This window comes from Neptunomonas marina, assembly GCF_004005935.1.
Classification (GTDB): Bacteria; Pseudomonadota; Gammaproteobacteria; order Pseudomonadales; family Balneatricaceae; genus Neptunomonas; species Neptunomonas marina.
The window spans coordinates 300,247-322,492 of the sequence record NZ_SACQ01000003.1 but is presented as its reverse complement, the minus strand read 5'-3'; the positions used below and the strand labels follow the sequence as shown (position 1 = coordinate 322,492).

19 protein-coding genes are annotated in these 22,246 nt (G+C 51.4%); 9 read left to right on the top strand and 10 right to left on the bottom strand.

The window, feature by feature from the left end; genetic code table 11:
* Positions 1-85: 85 nt before the first annotated feature.
* Positions 86-556 carry a 2TM domain-containing protein gene (locus EOE65_RS09080; RefSeq protein WP_127693986.1) on the top strand — a complete coding sequence of 157 codons (471 nt, stop codon included), beginning with the start codon at positions 86-88 and terminating at the stop codon, positions 554-556.
* 49 nt (positions 557-605) lie between these two features.
* On the opposite strand, the gene EOE65_RS09075 is transcribed toward EOE65_RS09080, so the two are convergent.
* Positions 606-1,151: a cytochrome b gene (locus EOE65_RS09075; RefSeq protein WP_127693985.1), complete on the bottom strand. Its 546-nt coding sequence runs from the start codon at positions 1,149-1,151 to the stop codon at positions 606-608.
* A 270-nt stretch (positions 1,152-1,421) separates the two neighbouring features.
* Between EOE65_RS09075 and EOE65_RS09070 the strand changes: the two genes are divergently transcribed.
* Positions 1,422-3,176: a PQQ-dependent methanol/ethanol family dehydrogenase gene (locus tag EOE65_RS09070; RefSeq protein WP_127693984.1), complete on the top strand. Its 1,755-nt coding sequence runs from the start codon at positions 1,422-1,424 to the stop codon at positions 3,174-3,176.
* A gap of 54 nt (positions 3,177-3,230) precedes the next feature.
* Here the strand turns inward: EOE65_RS09070 and EOE65_RS09065 are convergent, their stop codons facing one another.
* The 6 genes from EOE65_RS09065 to EOE65_RS09040 all read right to left on the bottom strand — a co-directional run bounded on the left by EOE65_RS09065 (position 3,231) and on the right by EOE65_RS09040 (position 10,723).
* A complete protein-coding gene (locus EOE65_RS09065; RefSeq protein ID WP_127693983.1) occupies positions 3,231-3,881 on the bottom strand; it encodes an HAD family hydrolase in 651 nt (216 codons plus the stop codon).
* A gap of 36 nt (positions 3,882-3,917) precedes the next feature.
* Entirely contained in the window at positions 3,918-5,948 is a 2,031-nt protein-coding gene (locus tag EOE65_RS09060; RefSeq protein WP_127693982.1) for a dipeptide ABC transporter ATP-binding protein, read from the bottom strand.
* Between the two features lie 12 nt (positions 5,949-5,960).
* Positions 5,961-6,848: an ABC transporter permease gene (locus EOE65_RS09055; protein ID WP_127693981.1), complete on the bottom strand. Its 888-nt coding sequence runs from the start codon at positions 6,846-6,848 to the stop codon at positions 5,961-5,963.
* A gap of 11 nt (positions 6,849-6,859) precedes the next feature.
* The gene (locus EOE65_RS09050; protein WP_127693980.1) at positions 6,860-7,807 is read right to left on the bottom strand and encodes an ABC transporter permease; all 948 of its coding nucleotides are present in this window, start codon (positions 7,805-7,807) and stop codon (positions 6,860-6,862) included.
* A 133-nt stretch (positions 7,808-7,940) separates the two neighbouring features.
* On the bottom strand, positions 7,941-9,416 hold the full coding sequence (locus tag EOE65_RS09045) for an ABC transporter substrate-binding protein (RefSeq protein ID WP_127693979.1): 1,476 nt from the start codon (positions 9,414-9,416) through the stop codon (positions 7,941-7,943).
* Positions 9,417-9,442: 26 nt separating this feature from the next.
* Entirely contained in the window at positions 9,443-10,723 is a 1,281-nt protein-coding gene (locus tag EOE65_RS09040; protein ID WP_127693978.1) for an alkaline phosphatase family protein, read from the bottom strand.
* Between the two features lie 305 nt (positions 10,724-11,028).
* On the opposite strand from EOE65_RS09040, the gene exaC reads away from it, so the two are divergent.
* From exaC to EOE65_RS09010, 6 genes are all read left to right on the top strand, one after another.
* A complete protein-coding gene (gene exaC / locus EOE65_RS09035) occupies positions 11,029-12,549 on the top strand; it encodes an acetaldehyde dehydrogenase ExaC (protein ID WP_127693977.1) in 1,521 nt (506 codons plus the stop codon).
* A 287-nt stretch (positions 12,550-12,836) separates the two neighbouring features.
* Positions 12,837-14,555: a transporter substrate-binding domain-containing protein gene (locus tag EOE65_RS09030; protein ID WP_240656954.1), complete on the top strand. Its 1,719-nt coding sequence runs from the start codon at positions 12,837-12,839 to the stop codon at positions 14,553-14,555.
* Between the two features lie 11 nt (positions 14,556-14,566).
* Complete coding sequence (locus EOE65_RS09025) at positions 14,567-15,976, top strand: sigma-54-dependent transcriptional regulator (protein WP_127693976.1); 1,410 nt, start codon at positions 14,567-14,569, stop codon at positions 15,974-15,976.
* A gap of 279 nt (positions 15,977-16,255) precedes the next feature.
* On the top strand, positions 16,256-17,692 hold the full coding sequence (locus tag EOE65_RS09020) for an aspartate ammonia-lyase (protein ID WP_240656953.1): 1,437 nt from the start codon (positions 16,256-16,258) through the stop codon (positions 17,690-17,692).
* 53 nt (positions 17,693-17,745) lie between these two features.
* Complete coding sequence (locus tag EOE65_RS09015) at positions 17,746-19,023, top strand: dicarboxylate/amino acid:cation symporter (protein WP_127693975.1); 1,278 nt, start codon at positions 17,746-17,748, stop codon at positions 19,021-19,023.
* A 156-nt stretch (positions 19,024-19,179) separates the two neighbouring features.
* On the top strand, positions 19,180-19,695 hold the full coding sequence (locus tag EOE65_RS09010; RefSeq protein WP_127693974.1) for a hypothetical protein: 516 nt from the start codon (positions 19,180-19,182) through the stop codon (positions 19,693-19,695).
* Between the two features lie 256 nt (positions 19,696-19,951).
* Here EOE65_RS09010 and EOE65_RS09005 read toward each other — a convergent pair whose 3' ends face one another.
* From EOE65_RS09005 to EOE65_RS08995, 3 genes are read right to left on the bottom strand one after another with little or no spacing between them, the layout of a single operon-like run.
* On the bottom strand, positions 19,952-20,398 hold the full coding sequence (locus tag EOE65_RS09005; RefSeq protein ID WP_127693973.1) for a copper chaperone PCu(A)C: 447 nt from the start codon (positions 20,396-20,398) through the stop codon (positions 19,952-19,954).
* 10 nt (positions 20,399-20,408) lie between these two features.
* Positions 20,409-21,020: an SCO family protein gene (locus EOE65_RS09000; protein ID WP_127693972.1), complete on the bottom strand. Its 612-nt coding sequence runs from the start codon at positions 21,018-21,020 to the stop codon at positions 20,409-20,411.
* On the bottom strand, positions 21,017-21,481 hold the full coding sequence (locus EOE65_RS08995) for a hypothetical protein (protein WP_127693971.1): 465 nt from the start codon (positions 21,479-21,481) through the stop codon (positions 21,017-21,019). Before EOE65_RS08995 ends, EOE65_RS09000 begins: the two co-directional genes overlap by 4 nt.
* A gap of 160 nt (positions 21,482-21,641) precedes the next feature.
* Here EOE65_RS08995 and EOE65_RS08990 point away from each other — a divergent pair, with 160 nt between their 5' ends.
* Positions 21,642-22,244: an SH3 domain-containing protein gene (locus tag EOE65_RS08990; protein ID WP_127693970.1), complete on the top strand. Its 603-nt coding sequence runs from the start codon at positions 21,642-21,644 to the stop codon at positions 22,242-22,244.
* Positions 22,245-22,246: the final 2 nt, after the last annotated feature.

Genomic DNA, 22,246 nt, shown 5'->3' with positions numbered 1-22,246 from the left:
AATCTGTCAGGTGACAGTCATGTTTATGTCGTGGTTCGCACGTTCATAGCGTTGTATAGTCGATTCATACATAACAGGAGGTGTGATGACTATTCGGCAGCTACGGCAAAACAGGGGCTGGTCTCAAGAGCAACTGGCAGAGGTTGCAGGACTTAGCGTAAGGACGGTACAGCGTTCAGAGAAAGGCCAGACGGTGGGTGCTGAGTCTCTGAAAGCGATTGCTGCGGTGCTTGAAGTTGACCTTGCCCAACTGCACGTTGCTCAAGCAAGTGATGAAACCTTGGTGGCAGATACCTCAGCAGAAGAGCAAGCCGCGCGTCAGCATGTAAAGGCGGTGAAGAGCTTCTACTCCCACCTCCTGTCTTATACTGGCGTCATGGTCTTGTTGCTGCTCATCAATGTATTTACTTATTCTGGGTATTGGTGGGTAGTTTGGCCAGCGCTCGGCTGGGGGATAGGTGTGGTATCTCATGCTGCGCGGGCTTTTGATCTGATCGACTTGTTCGGAGCCGATTGGGAAAAGCGAGCTATTGAGAAGCGCTTAAACAAGCCGTAGTGAGTGCTGTTGTGCCTGTTTTGTGCAGGCACAACAACAAAGGCTTAGATTAAGAGTTACCGATCTGCTTACCGAGCATTCTGGCCATCGTGCCATCTTTATCAATAAGACTATGTTTCACGGCACCAGCAACGTGTAGCAGTACCGCTGCGATCATAATGTTCGCACCAACATCATGCACCGCGTGGCCAATCTGGCTTAGCATCTCGTTCTCGTCGCCTGCTGGTATTAGTGGCAGGCCAAATACCCCTACTGGGTATCCACCGCCCACCGACATCATCACGCCTGATATTGGCATAAACAGTGTGCCTGCCAGCAACAAGATATGGGTCACTTTGGCGGCACTCAGTTGCCAGGCGGCGCTTTCTGAGAGCGGCGTTGGCAAGCCTTGTTTAGCGGTATTGATCAAGCGCACAAGAGCTAGCAGCAACACAATGACGCCAACGGATTTATGCAAGCCTATTAATGATCCTTTGTTTGCAGACGCTGCAAACTCATCGAGATAGATACCAAACGCCAAACTGCCAATCATGCCCACAGCGATTAACCAGTGAAGGCGGATAGTGAGTTTTGAAAGTGAAATTGCTCTGCTCATCTTTAGGTCCTTGTTTGTTATGGGCGAATTATCCCGCTAACCCTTTGGTTTCGTAAGGTTTTAACGTGTAAAGCTAGGTAAAGATTCGTAAAGCGGGAGGCCGCAGCAAGAGACGGTGCTTTGGTCGGTATTACTACCAAGTGATGAGAAAACTACTTCGGCTGATTAATTGTTGGAAAAACTCGAAAACAAAACAATTGCCTGCATGATTTGGGAAATTTTCCCGACTCTCTCCTAAAGCCAAGAATAAAATCCGTAAAGGAGCGTACGATGAAGAAATTCGCACTGTCTGCCCTCGTTGCAGCCATGTCAGTTGCGGGCGCTGTTCATGCAGGTGTTACTGACGAAGATATCCTCAAAGATCAGATGACAGTGGAAGATGTCGTCTCAAATGGTATGGGCTTGCGTGGCCAGCGCTACAGCCCAATGGACAAGATCAACACAGGCACTGTAAAAGATATGCGTCCGGTATGGGCGTTCTCATTTGGTGGTGAGAAGCAGCGCGGCCAAGAGTCGCAGCCGATGATCAAAGATGGCGTTATGTACGTGACAGCTTCTTACTCACGTGTTTTCGCTATAGATACGAAAACGGGTGAAGAGCTTTGGGAGTACAACGCACGTTTGCCCGATGGCATCATGCCGTGCTGTGACGTAATCAACCGTGGTGTTGCGTTGTACGACAATCTGGTGATCTTCGGTACGCTAGATGCCAAGCTGGTTGCGCTTGATGCCAAGACCGGCAAGGTGAAGTGGAAGAAAAAGGTAGAGGACTACAAAGCAGGCTACTCGATCACTGCAGCACCGATTGTTGTAAAAGGTAAGGTGATTACCGGCGTATCCGGTGGTGAGTTTGGTATCGTGGGTAAAGTTGAAGCTTACGATGCGAAAACCGGTAAGCTGGCGTGGTCACGCCCAACCGTTGAAGGCCACATGGGGTACATCTGGAAAGATGGCAAAAAGATGGAGAACGGCATCTCCGGCGGTGAAGCGGGTAAAACATGGCCTGGCGATCTGTGGAAATCAGGTGGTGCGGCAACATGGTTAGGCGGCACCTATGATCCAGATGTTGACCTACTTTTCTTCGGTACGGGTAACCCTGCGCCATGGAACTCGCACTTGCGCCCAGGTGACAACCTGTTCTCTTCATCGCGTTTGGCGATCGATCCCGATACCGGCAAAATCGTTTGGCACTTCCAAACGACTCCACATGATGGCTGGGATTATGACGGTGTAAACGAGCTGATCTCTTTTGACTATCAAGAGGGCGGCAAAACGGTTAAGGCCGCAGCAACGGCTGACCGTAACGGCTTTATGTATGTCCTTAACCGCGAAGATGGTGGTTTTATCCGTGGCTTCCCATTCGTGGATAAAATCACGTGGGCAAAAGGCCTAGATCCGAAGACGGGCCGCCCGATCTACGACGAGGCGTTCCGTCCAGGTAACCCTGCTGACTCCGCTGATGGCAAAAAAGGTAAGTCGGTTGTTGCGATTCCATCCTTCCTCGGTGGTAAGAACTGGATGCCGATTGCGTACAGCCAAGATACCGAGCTGTTTTACGTGCCATCAAATGAATGGGCGATGGATATCTGGAACGAGCCAACCGCCTACAAAAAAGGTGCGGCGTACTTAGGTGCGGGCTTCACAATCAAGCCGATGAACGACGAGTACATTGGTGTATTGCGTGCCATGGACCCGAAAACGGGTAAAGAGATCTGGCGTCATACGAACTACGCACCACTGTGGGGCGGCGTACTGGCAACGAAAGGTAATTTGGTTTTCTTCGGCACACCAGAAGGCTACCTGAAGGGCTTGAACGCGAAGACTGGCGAGGTGGAGTATGAGTTCAACACCGGCTCTGGCATCGTGGGTTCACCGGTAACGTGGGAACAAGATGGCGAGCAGTACCTGTCCGTTGTTTCCGGTTGGGGTGGCGCAGTACCGCTATGGGGTGGTGAAGTTGCTAAGCGCGTGAAACACCTAAACCAAGGTGGCACTGTCTGGACCTTCAAGCTACCTAAGAGCTAAGTGATTAGCCTATCGCTGAGCGCATTCGCGCTCAGCTTCTCCTTTCTCTCTGTTTTATTGCCAATGCATCACCTGCCAATTACGCGCGTCACTGACCGCTAGCAGTTGCGGGTCCGGAGTTACCGCGACAGGGTTATCAACATGCTCCAGCAGTGGTAAATCATTGTGTGAGTCGGAATAGAACCAACTGCCCGCAGCGCTTTCGTTTTGCTCGCGTAGCCACTGCGTATAGAAGAATACTTTGCCCTCCTGATAGCAGATCACCTCATGACCGGCGCCAGTAATTAAGCCCGCTCGCGTTTCGATCTGCACGCCAATGGCGTCTTCGATACCCAGAAACTTTGCGATCGGTTTAACAAGGAAATCCACCGATGCAGAGATCACCACGCAGCGATCACCAGATGCTTGATGTTGCTGGATGTTAGCGAGCGCATCGGTGCGGATGGCCGGTACAACATAATCGCGGATAAAGTCATCGATACCGGCGGTCGCTTCAGCTGGCGTTTGGCCGATATGCGTTTTCAGGATCATTTTTAAGTAGTCCTGCATATCGAGCGTGCCGTTCATATACTGCTGACGTTGCCGTTCGGCTTCCTCTATCAATTGGGTTCCCGCTTGGCCGGTATCAATCAGATACTGTAACCAAAGCTCAGAACAATCAGCGTCGATAAGTGTGTGGTCTAGATCGTAAACAATAATAGCCATAGCGTTAAACTTGCGTTCCTAACTGAAAATATCGTCTTAAAAATTGGCTGCATCGATCAGCATTGGCATTCCGTTGCGGCTAGATAGCTCATCCAAACTGAGGTGGCAACGGATGCGGTTGCCGCCAACTTGCTGCCACGGCGGCGTTGCTTGGCGGCAGCGGGGCTCAGCGAGTGTACAACGGCGCTGATAGGCGCAGCCCTGTGCAGGAGGGTGTTGCTCGGCGGTGTCATCACCGCATAGTTGTGGTGCATGATCCGGATCGGGTTGGAGCACGGCGTTGAGCAAGGCGCAGGTGTAGGGGTGCTGATAGCCACCAAAGACCGCTTCCACGGAGCCAACCTGACAAAGACGCCCTTGGTAGAGCACGGCCACCTCATCGGCAAGCGCTTTCACGACGGCAAGATCATGAGCAATAAATAGATAAGTGACCCCTTTCTCTTGTTGTAGCTCTTTGAGCAGCTTTAATACTGCCGCCTGAACGGATACATCCAGCGCTGAGGTTACTTCGTCACAGAGTACGAGCTCAGGATCACCAGCGAAGCAGCGCGCGATTGCAACTCGCTGTTTCTCCCCACCGGATAGCTGGCCGGGCATCCGGTCTAGATAGTGAGGAGCAAGGCGTACCAGTTGCAGTAGTTCCGCTGCTCGTTGTCGGCACTCGGTGTTATTGAGTCCGAAGTAGAGCCGCAATGGCTGCTGTAGAATTTCGAGCACCGTATGTCTTGGGTTTAGCGATGCATCGGGGTTTTGGAAGATCATCTGCACCTTGCGCTTCAACTGGCGATCACGTTTTTCAACGGGCTGGTTTAAATCAGCTTGCTGCAGTTGAATTTGGCCTTGGCTGGGCGTTTGAATCCCGCTAATCGCTTTCATAATGGTGGACTTTCCGCTACCCGATTCACCCACGAGCGCCAGTGTTTGGCCCTGTTTGAGAGTTAAATCAATATCGTCAACGGTTGCCACCGGCGCGGGACGGTTGCGTAGCTGCTCGAAAAATCCGGGTTTGTGATAGCTGATCTGTAGCTCTCTGATATCCAGCAATGTATCGGCATTTTGCTTGGTAGGCGGCACTAAATGGCTAACAACAGTGTTGCTTGCCGGTAGTTGGCCGACATGGTGGCAGCGCACCCATTGCTCTTTATGGGGTAAGAGTTGCGCATCTTGCTGACACTGGCCAGTTGCGTGTTGGCAGCGTGCAGCAAAGGCGCAGCCCTGCGTGACAGAGCCCACTTTGGGTGGGTAACCTGCGAGTGATGGCGGCAGCCCCTTGGCATCCAAACGCGGGATCGCGCGCAGCAAACTTTGTGTATAGGGGTGGGCTGGCGTGCGCAAGACATCTGCGCAGCGCCCCAGCTCAATGATCTCGCCCGCATACATCACGGCGATGCGATCGCTAATGCGTGCTACGGCGCCAAGGTCGTGACTCACGAACACCATTGTCATTCCCATCTCAAGGCGCAAGGATCGCAGCAGCTCAAGGATATGAGCCTGCGTGGTTACATCAAGACCGGTGGTGGGCTCGTCTAACACCAATAGCTCAGGGTTTCCGGCGAGCGCCATCGCGATCGCAACGCGCTGTTGCTGGCCGCCAGAGAGTTGGTGTGGGTAGCGCGCTAGCATCGCCTCGGGGGCGGGCAAGCGGACCTGTTGCAGCAGTTCAATGGCGCGTTGTCGCCATTGTTTGCTCGGTACGTTGGAGTGCAGCCGCAGTGCCTCGGTTAATTGGGCTTCGATCTTCATCGTTGGTGTTAATGATTGCCCCGCATTTTGTGGGATAAGGCCGACTTTTCCTCCCCGAAGCGACGCCAGTTTCGCGCTGGAGAGGGTAAAAAGGTTACCGCCGTGAAAATCGATTTGGCCGCTGATCACCTCAGATCCGCCGCGCAGAAATGCCATCATGGCAAGCGCTAAGGTACTCTTACCACAACCTGACTCGCCCACTAAACCAATGGATTCGCCTTGGCGGATCTCTAGGTTGATGTGCCGTAGGACCGAGACAAGGTCTCCAGCACGGTTGCGATAACCCAGAGAGAAATCTTGAACATGTAAAATAGAGTTGTGCATGGTGCTTTCCAGTTATACGGGCGCTTTAGCGCGATCAAGGCCAATCGCTTTGGCGAACGCGTCTGCGGTAAGGTTGATGCTGATGATGAGGCTCGATAGCGCCAGTGCCGGGAAGAGAACCGCCCAAGGCGCAATTGAGATCATGCCGCGGTTGTCAGCGATCATCAGCCCCCAGTCTGGAGTGGGTGGCACGACACCAAACCCCAAGAAAGAGAGTGAGCTAAAGGCGAGTAACATCCACGCCCAACGCATGGCCGCTTCCACGAGCAGGGCATCCAGCACATTGGGCAACAGCTCTTTGGTGACGATTGTGAATTTGCTCTCACCACGGGTTTTGGCCGCTAGTACAAAGTCTTTGGGCACATATTCCAGTGTGGCGCCGCGCACCACACGAATAACGGCGATACCGTAGAAAAAACCTAACGTGAGTACTAACGTCAGCCCACTTTGGCCAACCAAAGCGATAATCAGCAGCAGGAAGAGCAGCCATGGAATCGCGAGCAGCGCATCGACAAACCGCATGAGCCACTCGTCGGTCTTGCCGCCGATAAAGCCGAGTGTGATTCCTGCTAGGCTGCCCCACACCATCGCCAGCAATGTGCCGAGTAGTGTGATGGTGATCGCCTCTTTGCCGCCGATGAGTGTGCGGCTAAAGAGATCTCGCCCAAGGTTATCAGTACCAAACCAATACTCAGTCGATGGGGTTTGAAACATGATATAGCCATTTTGCAGGGTCCAGTCGTGGGGTGCGAGCCACTGGCCGATGGCAGCAGCAACCAGGTGTAGAAGTAAAACAGCTAAACCGATCATGCCCGATGTCGAGCGGCGCATGTTCTGCCATGCTTGTTGCCAACGGGGGCTATTTGGGTGTGTTGCGACAGGCGCGGTGATTGCGGTCATCTTATGGCTCCTTAGCGGGCGCTACGTAGGCGTGGATTCAGGGCAAGCGAGGCGAGGTCGGCCAGTAAGTTACAGAGCACATAGACCGCCGCTAAAATCAGTGCGATCGCTTGTACCAGCGGTAAATCGCGATCATAGATGGCACGTATCATCAACGTGCCGATGCCGGGGTAGTTGAACACCTGCTCGATAATCACCACACCGCCGAGTAACCAAGCGATGGTTAAAGCAATGATGTTAATCGCCGGTAACATGGCGCTCGGCAGCGCATGGATAAAGACGATACGCCAATAAGGTACGCCTTTAAGGCGTGCCATCTGCACAAAATCGCTAGCCATCACATCGATCATTGATGAGCGCACCATACGCAGAATGTGCGCCATCATTACCAATGCGAGCGTCACCATCGGCAAGATAATATTTGGGATCAGCTCGCTCAATGGGGCGCTGTGCCGAACGGTGGTAATGGCTGGAAACCACTGTAATTGAATCGCGAAGATATAGATGAGCAGCGTTGCGGTGACAAACTCGGGAATCGTCATGGCAAAAATAGAACCGCCAGAGATCACCATATCAGGAGTGCGATCACGCCGTAACGCCGCCAGTACGCCAAGCAGTATCGCCATGGGAATACCAATGAGCGCCGCTCCCAAGCCCAAGGCTGCGGTGTTGCGCATTCGGTTGGCCACTAGATCATTGATGGGTTTGTCGCGCTTTAGCGAGGTGCCTAAATCGCCCTGAAACACACCCGCGCTCCATGTGGCGAAGCGCTGTAGCGCCGGTTGATCGAGATTACGCTGCTGGCGGCAGTTCTCAAGGCGAGTGCCCTGTGCATCGCGACCAAGAAAAGCGGTACATACGTCACCCGGTAGTGCTTCGGTGACGCCGAAAACCAGCACGCAGACGGTGGCTAGTGTCAGGAAAGCCAGCGCCAAACGCTGGAGGATCAGTTTTATCATGGTTTACTTTCGTTAGTTTATGAAAACGTTTCGAGCAGCCGTATCAGTAACGGCACGGCTGTTGGAAAGGCTTTCAGGTTGGGTGAAGCAACACCAAAGCGTGTGCGTGCTCTGGTGCTGCTAAGGCGCGGCGTTAGTCGGCGTTCACTCGGTTCCAGCGAATCGAGAAGTTCTCAACAGGGTCTAAACCGGTCACGTTACTGCGCATCACGCGGGTTTGGTTGAGGTGGTAAGGAATGAGTGCACCACCTTGCTCCCAGAGGGTGTTTTGTAGATCCGCATAGAGAGCTTTACGCTTATCAAAGTCGAGTTCCGAGCGTGCTTTATCGAGCGCGCTGTCAAAGTCGGCATTTTTAAAGAAGGTTTCATTCCATGCTGCGGTCGAGCGGAACGCTTCGTTCAACACCTGATCAGCAGGGCGCTGCGACCAACGTGTTGCCACGGCTGGGTGTTTCATCCAAACATCGCTCCAATAGCCATCAGATGGCACCATGTTGACCTTTACGTTGATGCCAGCGGGTTTCGCTTGCTGTTGGTATACCTCAATCATCCGTAGCCATTCGGGTTCGTTATCAGCGGCGCTGATCTCGACATCAATGCCGTTTTCATAGCCTGCTTCTTTAAGCAAGCGCTTAGCCGTTGCAATGTCTTGATCGCAGTTGATCTCGGTGCGGTACTGGTCTCCTGACCAGACAGGGTGATCACAAGTAACGGTGCCAGCGCCTTCGCCTGAAACGAGCTTCATCATCTCATTTCGATCAACCGCTAAACGCAGCGCTTTACGGACTTTGGCGTTATCAAAAGGGGCTGTATCGGTGCGGAATACAAGGGCGCGCCATTCGCCAGTGGCAATGCTCTGTGTTTTGAACAGTGGGTTGTTTGTGAAAAGGCGCTTTTGCTGGGAAAGGACGCTGTCTTCAAAGTCGATCTGACCAGCCATAAGGGCTTGCACACGCGCTTGTGAATCTGGAATCCCGATAATTTCCATCGCATCGGCAGCGGGTGCGCCTTCCCAATAGTTGGGGTTTGCTTTCAATACGGTAGTGCCCTCTGGATCAAGCTCATCCAGCATGAAAGGGCCGGAGCCTATGCCTGTTTTGGCAATGTTATCACCGCTGTTTTCCGGGATGATACGCACGCGGTAGTCCATCAGGAGCAGCGGTAGATCGGCATGGGGCGCAGACAGTTTGATCTCGACTTTGTGGTCGTTGATAACCTTAACGGTATCGATCACACCCAGTACGGCTGCCACTGGTGAGTCGATCTTTGGATCTTTGATGCGTTCCAGCGTGTACTTGATATCCGCCGCGTTTAGGTCGGACCCGTCGTGGAATTTAACGCCTTGGCGTAGTTCGAATGTCCAAGTTTTGGCATCTTTTGATGCTGACCAGCGTGTCGCGATATCTGGGCTTGGCTGGCCATTTTGGTCTTGGCGTACCAAGCGGCTGTAGAGCATCTGGTTGGCGTAGAAAAAACGGTTGGGTGAGATGGGGTCTAGGGACTCCGCACCGGCATAACCGACATCATGGGCAAGTCGGAAGTTACCTGCAGCGGTCACGCCGCTAAGAAGAGCTGAAGCGACTGCCACGGATAGCGCTAGCGTTTTCATGTGATTCTCCAGAAGTGTGTAAGTGTTTAGTTAAGCGCCGCTTCAGTTATCGAAGCAGAGGTGTGCTGAGTATGCTGTTGCAACAAAGAGGTGGCATTCCACGGCGTGTTAACTCCGAGAATATCTGCCATGGTTTGGGCGAACTGGGTTTTGTCTGCGCGCCTAAGCTGCTGGCTGGGTACGTCGGGACCGCTGAAGATGCAAAAGCGGAAATCGGCATCAGTGCCGGGGCGCATCCCGTGATTAGAGCGATATTTTGACGGGCCATAGATACCTTCGCCTGAGGTTTTGCTGGCCTCAAAGCTGATATCGGAGTTCTCCGGCACGGTGAACACGAGTAGCTGCGCAGCGTCTTCCGGCGGTAGGAAGTCGTTGTTCCATGGTTCGATGCCTTCGTCACACAAGAGCTTCGTAATGCGCTCGGATTCCATTGGGTTTGCAGGTTTAATCAGCAGCATGGCGCCTTCGCTGCTCCAGATTACGTCGTCGCCTAGCAGGCGGTCGACGTAGAGCGCACGTGGCATTGCGTTGTGTCCATGATCACTGCAGATCGCAAAGTTGTACTGATCGAGCATATTGGCAGCATCTAAACGTGCAATCAGTGTTCCGAGTTGTGCATCGGCGGTGCGTAGAGACCAGCGTGTTAAATCGTGGTCTGGCCCGAACTTGTGTAGGAAGTAGTCGGTGATCGTAATCTCTAGCAGGATAAAGTCGGGTGCTTGTGATGATGTGGCAAGCCCCGCCGCAATATCAAGATATTGCTGATCAGCCAACATCCCCATCTGCAGCTTGATATCCGGTGTCTGGTTTGGCTTTACCGGTGTCTCGGTGTTGAGGGCGGCAATACGTCCATCAGGATCAATGACCCCGTTTGCGCGTAACCATTGCTGATCTGCAGCGCAAGGCTGTTCATCTTTACCGCGCATGATCATCTCGTCTACCCACCATGGGCCGCAGTAGAGCGATGTATCTTCAGGGCGAACCATGCCGTAGCCAATAGAGGCCACATCGAGGCCTTGTTGTTTAGCCAAAGCCGGCAAGGTTGGGCATTTCACATCATAGGGGTTGGCCCAACGAAACTGACCGTCGGCAAAGATCAAGTTGCCATAGATGCCATGCTCAGCCGGAGAGACGCCTGCAATAATCGAGGTGCGCCCCGGACACGAGGTGCCGCAAATTTCTGGGCTCATTCCTGACACTTGTGTGCCTGCGCGGGCTAAACGATCCAGATTAGGGAGGTGCTGACGGTAGCTTTCGAAGTGCTCAGCACTGATGCCGTCGATCATAACCAGTATGAGTTTTCCCATTATTTCCACACCTTTTTGAGTTAGCTCGTTTTGATGGGAAGGGAGTTTAGGAGCGCTTTATGTCAGTAATATGAGTAAAAATGCCGTTGTAAGGGAGGATTCTTAAGGGGTCTCTTAGAAACACTAATGCCAGAGAGGTGGGCTGTTGAACTGATGCTCAGGCCCAAGCTAATTACTACCAAAGGAGTAATTTTTCGATTCCAAGGGATGATACCGACCATTTGAGGTGGCTAGCTACTATGAGGGTGTCATGAAACAGCGCTGTCGCAACAGACAGGTGAATAAAAACAAGAGGCACTCATAAGATGATTTACGCAAAGCCAGGTACAGACGGGTCTGTAGTTTCATTCAAAGAACGTTACGGTAACTTCATCAACGGAACATGGAAGGAGCCAGTTAATGGCCAGTACTTCACAAATACGTCACCGGTAAACGGTGAAGCGGTATGTGAGATCCCACGTTCTACAGCGGAAGATATCGAGCTAGCGCTAGATGCAGCTCATGCAGCGAAAGACGCATGGGGCAAAACGTCTGTTGCGGAGCGTTCAAACATCTTGCTAAAAATCGCTGATCGCATCGAAGAGAATTTGGAGCGTTTGGCTGTTGCTGAAACGTGGGATAACGGTAAAGCGGTACGTGAAACGTTGGCCGCCGATGTGCCTCTATCAGCAGACCACTTCCGCTACTTTGCCGGCTGTATTCGCGCACAAGAAGGCACGATTGGCGAAATTGACGAAACAACCGTTGCATATCATTTCCATGAGCCGCTGGGTGTTGTTGGCCAAATCATCCCATGGAACTTCCCACTGCTGATGGCTGCATGGAAGTTAGCACCTGCGCTAGCGGCCGGTAACTGTGTTGTTCTTAAGCCTGCTGAGCAGACGCCTGCCTCTATTTTGGTACTGATGGAATGCATTGGTGATCTGTTGCCAGCGGGTGTGCTGAACATCGTCAACGGCTACGGTGCTGAAGCAGGCCAAGCACTGGCGACTAGCAAGCGTATTGCGAAGATCGCTTTCACAGGTTCTACGCCGGTGGGTTCGCACATCATGAAATGTGCGGCTGAAAACATTATCCCATCCACCACAGAGCTGGGTGGTAAGTCACCAAACATCTATTTCAATGATGTGATGGATCAAGACGATAACTTCGTCAGCAAAGCTGTTGAAGGTGCGGTGTTGGCATACTTCAACCAAGGTGAGGTTTGTACGTGTCCTTCGCGCTTGTTGGTGCAAGAAGACATCGCTGATGCGTTCATCGCTAAAGTGATTGAGCGTGCCGGCCAGATCAAACGTGGTAACCCACTCGATACGGAAACGATGGTGGGTGCTCAGGCGTCTCAAGAGCAGTTCGATAAGATCCTAGGTTACATGGATATCGGCCGCGAAGAGGGCGCAGAGATCCTAATGGGCGGCGGCGTTGAGCAGCTTGAAGGCGAATTCGGCGGCGGTTACTACATCAAGCCTACGCTCATTAAAGGCACCAACAATATGCGTGTCTTCCAAGAAGAGATCTTCGGCCCAGTGGTTTCTGTGACGACCTTTAAAACAGAAGAGGAAGCACTGGCTATCGCAAACGACACTGAGTTTGGTCTTGGCGCAGGTGTTTGGAGCCGTGATACAAACATCGCTTACCGCATGGGTCGTGGCATTCAGGCCGGCCGTGTATGGATGAACTGCTACCACCTATACCCAGCGCATGCCGCATTCGGTGGTTACAAGAAGTCGGGTGTAGGCCGTGAAACGCACAAAATGATGCTTGAACACTACCAGCAAACGAAGAATATGCTGGTTAGCTACGGCGAAAGCCCACTCGGTTTCTTCTAAATCTCTGTCCCCCGCATACTGGATTTTTGCGGTATGCGTCACAGGTATCTCGCGGAAAACCCGCATTCCTACGGCCCCTTTGGGGCCGTTTTTTACGTCCCATATGCACTCTTTAAAACTGGCAAGCGTGAGTTCGAGCAGGCAAGTTTTTGTTGTGGTGGGTTCAAAGGTCCATTTCCGTGCGCTTGAAGTAGCTCGGCACACTTTCTAACAGTGATGTTTCCATCGTTGTAAATGCACTACAATCGCTGGCTTCCCGTTAACTCTCAAGCCGCGTGGCTGCATTTATGATGAACATAGCTGAAGTGCTGAGTGCACCTAAGACGCTTTTTACACGACAAGGCCGCCAAAGCCGAGCTGCAAAAGGACTAGTGTTGGTCGGCATGTTGCTGTTTGCCGTTGCGCCAAGGCTATGGGCCGCTCAGACAGTTCGGGTAGGCGGTGATCATAACTATCCACCCTATGAGTTCATCAATAACAATGGCGAACCGGATGGCTACAATACAGAGCTGACCCTAGCTATCGCAGAGGTCATGGGAATGGACGTGACGATTGAACTCGGCCATTGGGATGTTATGCGGCGTAAGCTCGAAGCCGGGGAGCTCGATACCCTGCAAGGTATGGTGTTCTCTACTGAACGAGAGCAGCAGTACGCGTTCTCGCCCCCTCATGCCTTGATACATCAATCCATATTTGCGCGCAAAGGAAGTGCAGAGCGGGCTCAAACGCTCGCGTCTTTGGCAGGCAAAGAGGTGATCGTGCAGAAAGGCGGCATCATGCATGATTTTCTGATTAAAAACGATGTCGGCGCGCAGCTCTTTTTCGTCGATACGCATGCGGCTGCGCTCAGGCTGTTATCGTCAGGGAAGCATGACTTTGCGTTGGTGGCGAACTTACCCGGCCTCTACTTGGGTAGAGAGTTAGAGCTATCCAACATCGAGCCAGTAGGAAAACCGTTTGGCGCGCTGCCCTACGGCTATTCGGTGGTGAAAGGCGATACGGATCTGCTGGCCCAATTTAGTGAGGGGCTAGCTATCCTAAAAAATACGGGCCGCCAACAGGAGATCTATGACAAGTGGTTAGGGCCTTTAGAGACATCAGGTTTGCCTTGGAAGAAAATTGGCCAAGTCACGTTGTGGGCGACTTTATTGCTCTTGCTCGTGCTGGGTGGAATTGTTATCTGGAACCGGATGCTAACGCGACAAGTGTCAAAGCGTACTGAGGAACTTCGCCTGCAGCAACAGCAGCTGATTCAGGCCGATAAGATGACCTCACTAGGCATTCTGGTGTCGGGTGTTGCCCACGAAATCAATAATCCGAGTAGCCTGTTACTGCTTAACTTACCGGTGGTGAAAGAGGTGTTTCAAGATGCGGAAGAGATTCTTGAGCGCCACTATGAAGCACATGGCGACTTTGATCTTGGTGGACTGCCCTACAGCCGTATGCGCGATGAGATTAACCCAATGATCGACGATATGCTGGTGGGCACTAACCGTATTCGGCGTATTGTTGATGACCTGCGCGACTTTGCTCGGCAGACGCCCTCAGATTTGAGCGAGCGGGTTGATTTGAACGACGTTATCTCAACGGCGATTCGCTTGGTCGACAATACGATTCGCCAAAGTAGCGATCATTTCTCTGTCAGTTACACTCCGGGCCTTCCTGCGTTTCTCGGTAATGCGCAGCGTATAGAGCAAGTGGTTATCAACCTGATTGTTAATGCGTGCCAAGCATTGAAGGATTCGACACAGGCGATTTCAGTCTGCACCTATCAGCACGGTAAGTACCTCTGCCTAGAGGTGACTGACGAAGGTCATGGTATTGACCCTGACGATATTCAGCGCTTGAGCGACCCCTTCTTCACGACGCGCCGCGAAGAGGGCGGTACGGGGCTAGGGTTGTCTGTTTCTAATAGTATTGTGCAAGAGCACGGCGGGGTCTTAACCTATGAATCTGTTGTTGGTCAAGGCACCACGGCGCGGTTATTACTGACGCCCATTGACTAGGAGTAATCTGCATGAGTAACCATCTGTATCCGCACTTTGGCATTTTACTCGTTGATGATGAAGAGCCGTTCCTGCGCAGCATGAGCATAGCGCTTGAGCGCTCGGGTGGCTTTACGCATATCTATCGTTGCCAAGATAGCCGCAAAGCGATGGATATCATCGCCTCTGAGCCGATCGGTCTTGTCTTGTTGGACTTAACCATGCCGCACATAACGGGCGAGCAATTACTCCAGCAGATTGTGGCAGATTATCCCGATGTGGGCGTGATTATCCTCAGTGGTCTGAATCAGCTCGAAACGGCCATGAACTGTATCCGCTTAGGTGCATACGATTATTACGTTAAAACGACGGATGATGATCGCCTCATCGAGGGCATTCGTCGCGCGGTTCGTATGCAAGAGATGCGTACCGAGAACCAAGCGCTACGGCAGCGGTTTCTTAACGATACGTTGGAACAGCCTGAGGCTTTCGCCGACATTATCACTCAAGATAAGTCTATGCGTTCGGTGTTCCAGTATCTTGAGTCAATCGCACCGAGCAACCAGCCGGTTTTGATTTCTGGGGAGAGTGGTGTTGGCAAAGAGCAGATCGCTCATGCGATTCATAAGCTGAGCCGTCGTTCAGGGCCTGTGGTTTGCGTGAACGTGGCTGGGTTAGATGATGCCGTATTTGCTGATACGCTGTTTGGACATCGCCGTGGCGCATTTACCGGTGCTGATAAGGCGCGAGCTGGAATGATTGAGCAAGCCGCCGAAGGCACGCTGTTTCTCGATGAGATTGGCGATCTCAGCCCGTCGTCTCAAGTCAAGTTACTGCGCCTGCTTCAAGAGGGTGAGTACTACCCGTTAGGAAGTGATCGACCGAAACGGATACGGGCACGAGTGGTGGTGGCAACCCATCATAACTTGGAGCAAAAACAACAGAGCGGCGAGTTCCGTAAAGATCTTTACTACCGTTTACGTATTCATCAAGTCGAAATTCCACCGCTGCGTAAGCGCAAAGCGGACCTGGGTATTTTGCTGGAGTATTTCCTGTCGGAAGCCGCGCAAGAGATGGGAAAAAGCAAGCCCACGATCCCCAAAGAGCTGCCGGTGTTGCTGGAGAACTACGACTTCCCCGGCAATATCCGTGAGTTAAGAGCACTCGCCTATGACGCGATGAGCCAGCACCGATCACATATTCTGTCGATGAGTGTTTTTAGGCGTATCTTGGATATTGAAACACCGCCGCCTGATCCTAACGAGAATCTCTGCCCCGTCCATTTTAACGATCAGGTCTCACTGCCGACACTTCAGGAGATGGGCGACCTGCTGATCGATGAAGCCATGCGTCGAGCGCAGGGAAACCAGTCTCTCGCATCTCGTTTAATCGGTATCTCGCAGCCGGCTTTGAGCAAGCGTCTCAAAAAGAAAGGGCTTTAGGGGTAGTCGCTTCTTGGTAGCTATACCCCTATAACCCACGTTATGGGTATAACTTTTTCGATAGCCTTAAGTTATTGATTAAAAATGATTTTTTAGTTTTTATTTTGATTGCTATGAAAAAAGTTATACCCTTTTCAAGATGGGCTTTTATCCTTTAGTTTCTTACAACCCCTTTTAAATCAGTCTCTTATAGTTACTTTCCCGTTTGGCACTCTTATTGCTGTAACAAGATGCGGAACTTGTGTATCGCATCATACAGAACAATAAGAGAGAGCCAGAATGAGCCACGATTTACCGTCCATGATGCAAAGTGCTGGGCGTCTAGAGAAAGACCTGCTCGGCGAAGCGCGCGTCCCCTTGGAAGCCTACTACGGCATTCAGACCCAGCGAGCGTGTAGCAACTTTGACTTAAGCGGTGTGCACCTCCATCACTTCCCTGAGCTAGTTAATGCGTTAGCGATGGTAAAATCGGCCTGTGCGAAAGCCAATCATCGGTTAGGTTTGTTAGATGATCAGCGCTGTATTGCGATTGAGAAAGCCGCTGCCCTGATTATCCGTGGTGAGCACCACGAGCAGTTCGTCGTCGATATGATTCAAGGTGGCGCTGGTACTTCTACCAATATGAACGCCAACGAAGTGATCGCTAATATCGGCCTAGAGGTGCTTGGGTACGATAAAGGTGAGTACCGGCATCTGCATCCTAACAACGACGTCAATATGTCGCAGTCTACCAATGATGCCTACCCGACTGCCGTGCGTTTATCAATCCTGCTAAAACATGGTGACCTTGTTCGCTCGCTTGCATCTTTACGGGATGCGTTCGCGGCGAAAGCTGATGAGTTTAGCGACATCATCAAGATGGGACGTACTCAGCTACAAGATGCGGTGCCTATGACGCTGGGGCAGGAGTTTCAATCGTTTGCCACGACGTTGGGCGAGGATATTGAGCGCATCGCCGGGCTTTCTGAGCTGTTAAAAGAGATCAATCTTGGCGGTACAGCAATTGGTACGGGCATTAACACGGATCCTGAGTACGCACGCTTGGCAGTTGGTTACCTATCCGAGGTCAGTGGCTTTGAGTTTAAACGTGCTTCAGATCTTGTCGAGGCTAGCTCAGATATGGGGGCCTTTGTTCTTTTCTCTTCAATGCTGAAGCGTTTGGCAGTCAAGCTGTCTAAGATCTCCAACGACCTACGTATGTTGAGTATGGGGCCACGCTGTGGTTTGAACGAAATTAACCTCCCAGCTCAACAACCTGGCAGCTCTATCATGCCGGGGAAAATTAACCCTGTTATCCCTGAAGCGGTGAATCAAGTCGCCTATCAAGTGGTGGGCAATGATTTAGCGGTCACCATGGCCGCAGAGGCAGGTCAGCTGCAGCTCAACGCGATGGAGCCATTGATAGCGTACAACGTGCTTGAGTCTATCCGTATGCTCAAGCAGTCAATGGACATGCTGAAAAACCGCTGTGTTCGGGGTATCACCGCAAACAGAGATCGTTGCCAGGAACTGGTGGACAGCAGTATCGGCATTGTGACCGCTGTTGTCCCTTATATCGGCTACGAAAACGCCAGCCGCATAGCCAAAGAGGCGCTCTCGTCCGGGCGTGGCGTTTTGGATCTGATTCGTGATGAGCAACTGATGAGCGAAGCTCAACTGGAAGCTTTGTTAAGCCCTACCAATATGATTGCGCCGCAGAAGCGACGCGCCAGTTAATCCATAACATCGCAGTAATGCGAACACTACAACAATGATAAAAGGTGAATTTCATGCAGCAAACTATTGCAAATGACAGTCAGGCTGGCGCTTGGCGCAGCATGGCTCTTTGGAAAAAAATCCTGATAGGGATGGTCTTAGGGGGCATTGTTGGTGCGGTCATGGGGCCTGACGCTGAGGTACTAAAACCGATTGGAACACTGTTTATTAATGCCATCAAAATGCTGATTGTGCCACTGGTATTTTGCTCTTTGGTGGTTGGTGTGACATCGATGCAGGATACGCGCAAGATGGGCCGAATTGGCCTTAAATCGGTTGTCTTGTATCTGGGAACAACTGCTGTGGCGATTAGCATTGGCTTGGGACTAGCAACAGTACTGACGCCAGGTGCTGGCCTTGATATGGCGGTGACGGAAGCGGCGCCAGCGGCAAAAGAAGCACCTACATTGGTGCAAACCTTGCTAAACATGATTCCTAAGAACCCCATTAGCGCGCTAGCTGCCGGCAACATACTGCAGATCATCGTCTTTGCGCTGGGTTTAGGTGTGGCGTTGACGTTGTGTGGTGAGAAAGCAGAGCCTGCGATTAAAGTTTTTGAGAGTTTAGCTGAGGCGATGTACAAACTCACCGAGCTGGTGATGAAGCTCGCGCCATACGGCGTGTTCGGCTTGATGGCTTGGGTGGCCGGTAAGTACGGCATGGATATCTTACTGCCTTTGATCAAAGTGATCGCGGTAGCGTATATCGGCTCGATTATTCATGTATTGGTCTTCTACTCAGGCATGGTCAGTGTGCTGGGCCGTTTGAATCCGGTGCGCTATTTGAAAGGCCTGGTTAACCCTGCGGCGGTGGCTTTCACAACAACAAGTAGCTCTGGCACGTTGCCAGCGACAATCAAAGCCGCTCGCGAAGAGATGGGCGTTTCTAAGGGCATCTCGAGCTTCGTATTACCCCTGGGTGCAACCATCAATATGGATGGTACGGCGCTGTATCAGGGTGTGTGTGCTCTGTTTATCGCGCAGGCGTTTGGTATTGATCTGGCGTTTTCTGATTACCTACTCATTATCATGACGTCGACGCTGGCCTCCATCGGTACGGCAGGTGTTCCGGGTGCGGGTCTTATTATGCTTTCGTTGGTGCTCACGACGGTGGGGCTGCCTATCGAGGGATTGGCTATTGTTGCAGGTATTGACCGTATTTTGGATATGGCTCGCACCAGCGTGAACGTCTGTGGTGACCTGATGGTATCGGTACTGGTGGGCAAAAGCGAAGATGAGTTAGATGAAGCGGTCTACAGCAAAGAGCCGCGTCAAGAGGTAGAGCAGGCGTGAAACCTAAAGCGTCTATAGCTTTTCAAAATGCCGCATTTGCGGCATTTTTTGTTTCTTTGCTCAATAAAGTGGCCTTTGGAGTGTCACGGCACAAAACGCGGTGTGCAGAGTGCGATTATATTGTATATTAGGGTTTTCTTATTTTAAGTTCGTGCTATGAGTAAACTAATTCCTCGCAAGGCAGAAAACCCCTTTCAGCCCTTTGGCTCATCCTATTTTGGGGAAGTCGCTACCGATACATTCCTTTATCGCTTGTTGCACCTGAGCTTGGATGCAGGGGAGCGCTGGTATCTTTATGCTACGCGGATACAAGAGGATAAAAACACAGATGCGGTTGAGTATGTGCTGGGTGTGTTCGATAACATAGGGCAGGCTGAGTACTTCTTGATGCTTCATCAAGGGAACGAGCTGAAAATTCCAGCACTGCGTTTGGCGCAGCCCGTGGTTTTGAGGGTAGAAGCAGGTATACCTTGTTATCCCGTTTATGCTGGAGTCTATCGGGTGGGGTTTAAATCTTATGTGGTCGCCAAAACAGATGATCCAGAGGTGCGTAGTGTCAACTATGTGCAGTCTTATAAAACGCAATATCTCGGCGAATTTGACGAAGTTGCATGCTGTTTAGCGATCTACACGCACTTTGACACGCGTTTGCGCGGTTGCAGCATGTGCTAACGAGTGGTGAGCTAACAGCTACATATCGTGTGTCGCTGGTGGGTCTCATAATATGTCCCAAAGCAAATCCCATTTGGCGTTCAGTAGAGGGAGGAAATGCTTTTGGCTTTCTGGCTACGCTGCTTGTGCAGTCACCTTTTAGGGATTTCTTGGAAGCATAGGTCGAATGTAGTTGAGAACATGGGGCGGGGAAATAACGCGGCATAATTAGCACAGCATGTGCTGATAGGGTTTCAACACCTGCTGTGCGGGAAGCTTAGTGCTTGTGCTGGTGGTGCTTCATCCCAGCCATCACCTTCTTAACGGGTAACGTCACTGTCTGACTGCTGTTGTCAGAGAACTGCAAAGTAACGTCTACGCTCTTTCCTTCAGGCAGGTCTCTATTGAGACCGATAAACATGACATGGTAGCCACCCGGCTGCAGATTGGTCATGCCGTTAGCCGGGATCGTAATCTCTTTGACTTGGCGCATGCGCATCACACCCTCTTCATTGATGTGATTATGCAGCTCAACTGACTTTGCAACGTCACTTTTTGCGGCGATAAGTGCAACAGGAGTGCTATCGGTATTTTTGAGCATCATGAACGCTGCGCTATTCATCTGGCCAGGCGGAACCGCGCGCGCATAGGGATTTTCTACCACAACGTCGGCGTGTGACAGTGAAGCTGCGCTTAGTAGCGTCGCAAACAAAACCTTTTTCATTTCATCTTCCTTATTTGTTACTGCCCAATAGCGCTCGAATCTCCGTGAGAACCTGAGCGGGAGAAGTGTTATGCAACAAGGTTTTAACGAGATTACCTTGTTGATCGATTAAATAGATACGCGATGAGTGATCCACGGCATAGCCCATCGCAGAGTCCTTCATTTCTACCATTCGGTAGAAAGCTCCGTATTGCTTAACGACCTGATCTATCGCTTCTCGGCTGCCTGTTAAGCCGGTAAAGAGCGGACTGAAAAACTGAACATAGGTAGCGAGACGTTCGGGTGTATCTCTGTCTGGGTCAACCGATACAAAGACGCCGGCAACCGATTGCTGCTCCGTTTCCGAGAGTTCGTTGAAGGCTTGTGTTGTGACGGCAAGTGCTGTTGGGCAAACATCCGGACAGGAGGCATAACCGATATACAGCGCCACAACCTTGCCTTTGAAGTCTGCAAGTGACACTTCGCCTGTGGCTGATTGCAAGGTGAAGTCTCCGCCCAAACTACCGTAGCGTGATTCCTCAGTGGCTGCTGGGCGATAAGCAAATGCAATTGCTAAGCCCAACAATAGGAAGAAGGTTAAGACTAGGATAGTACGCAAGGTGCTTAATGTTTGTTTGCTCATTTTGCTTCAAACTCAAAGATTGCCGTTATGGGAGCGCTGTCAGAATCACGAAGCATGACAACCTCCGCTTGCCAAACCATTTTGCCTGTCGTGCAAACGGCTAGCTCAGTTGTTGCGGTCCACTGGTTATTTGAGCCGCTAAATGGTGTTTGGTTGATGCCCATATACATCTCCTTTCCCTTTAGGTTAAGGCTAGCGCTTTTAATCTCTCCCAATCCATGTGTATCAAGTTCGAATACGAGAGGCTTAAGAGAAGCAGGCGAGCTATCAACGGATAAAACGATCTCTTGGTCATTCAGCGAAGCGGTGCAGCGCCCAGACTCAAGAGAGCATTCAGAAAGCGGTACAAGAGTGCTTGCAGGTGCTTTTGTTGCCGAGGTAATCTGGTTTAAATTACCTAATATCAGAAGTGTGGCCGCCCCTAGGGTTAGCAGTATGAGTGCCTTCTGCTTGGATTTCATATGGCTCTTTTGTATCAAGTGTTAGCATTAGAATAGCGTCGAGCCAGTATAAGTGGAATGTGGCGTTTTGTCGCACCAGCGATATATCCAACGGCAGAAAGCTTTACGCTGCAGGCAGCATCTTACGAAGCGGTTTTGATGAAGTAGGGTTGACGGACCTATGAAAACAATAATTTGTGTACTTTTCAGTCTGAGTGTTTCACTGGTTACCATGGTAGCGGGTGCACAAGAGTATGTTGTAACCGATGAGCCGATTAATGTGCGCTCGGGGCCGGGAACGAACTACGCTGTAAAGTTCCAACTCCATAAAAATGCTATCGTTGAGGCGATGAGAATCCAGAACAGTTGGGTTGATGTGCGTTATCGGAAAGAGGGCGGTGAACAGCGTGGTTGGATGCATGTTAACTTTCTCAGCCCTGCTGAATCCAAAGTTGTTGAGCCATCGGTGGATGTAATCGCATTGAAACTGAATTGCTTACCGACCGGTGATAGCGAGCAACATGTTGAAGGATGCTTACTTGATCTTGACCTTGCGATTACTGCGCCAGATAGATTTGAAGCAGCCAATGTTTCTTGTAACTCGATATTAACGTTGCACTCGGGAAGTAGCCGTGAGCAAATTGAGGAAGTTGGGCATATTCGCACCCCGATAAAAAACGGTCAGGGTGCAGCACGCATGCAGCTGATGATTTTTCCGCAACGTGATTATCCTGTATCGGAAGTTACGCTTAATGAATATCACTGTGAAATCAAAGCGGTATGATC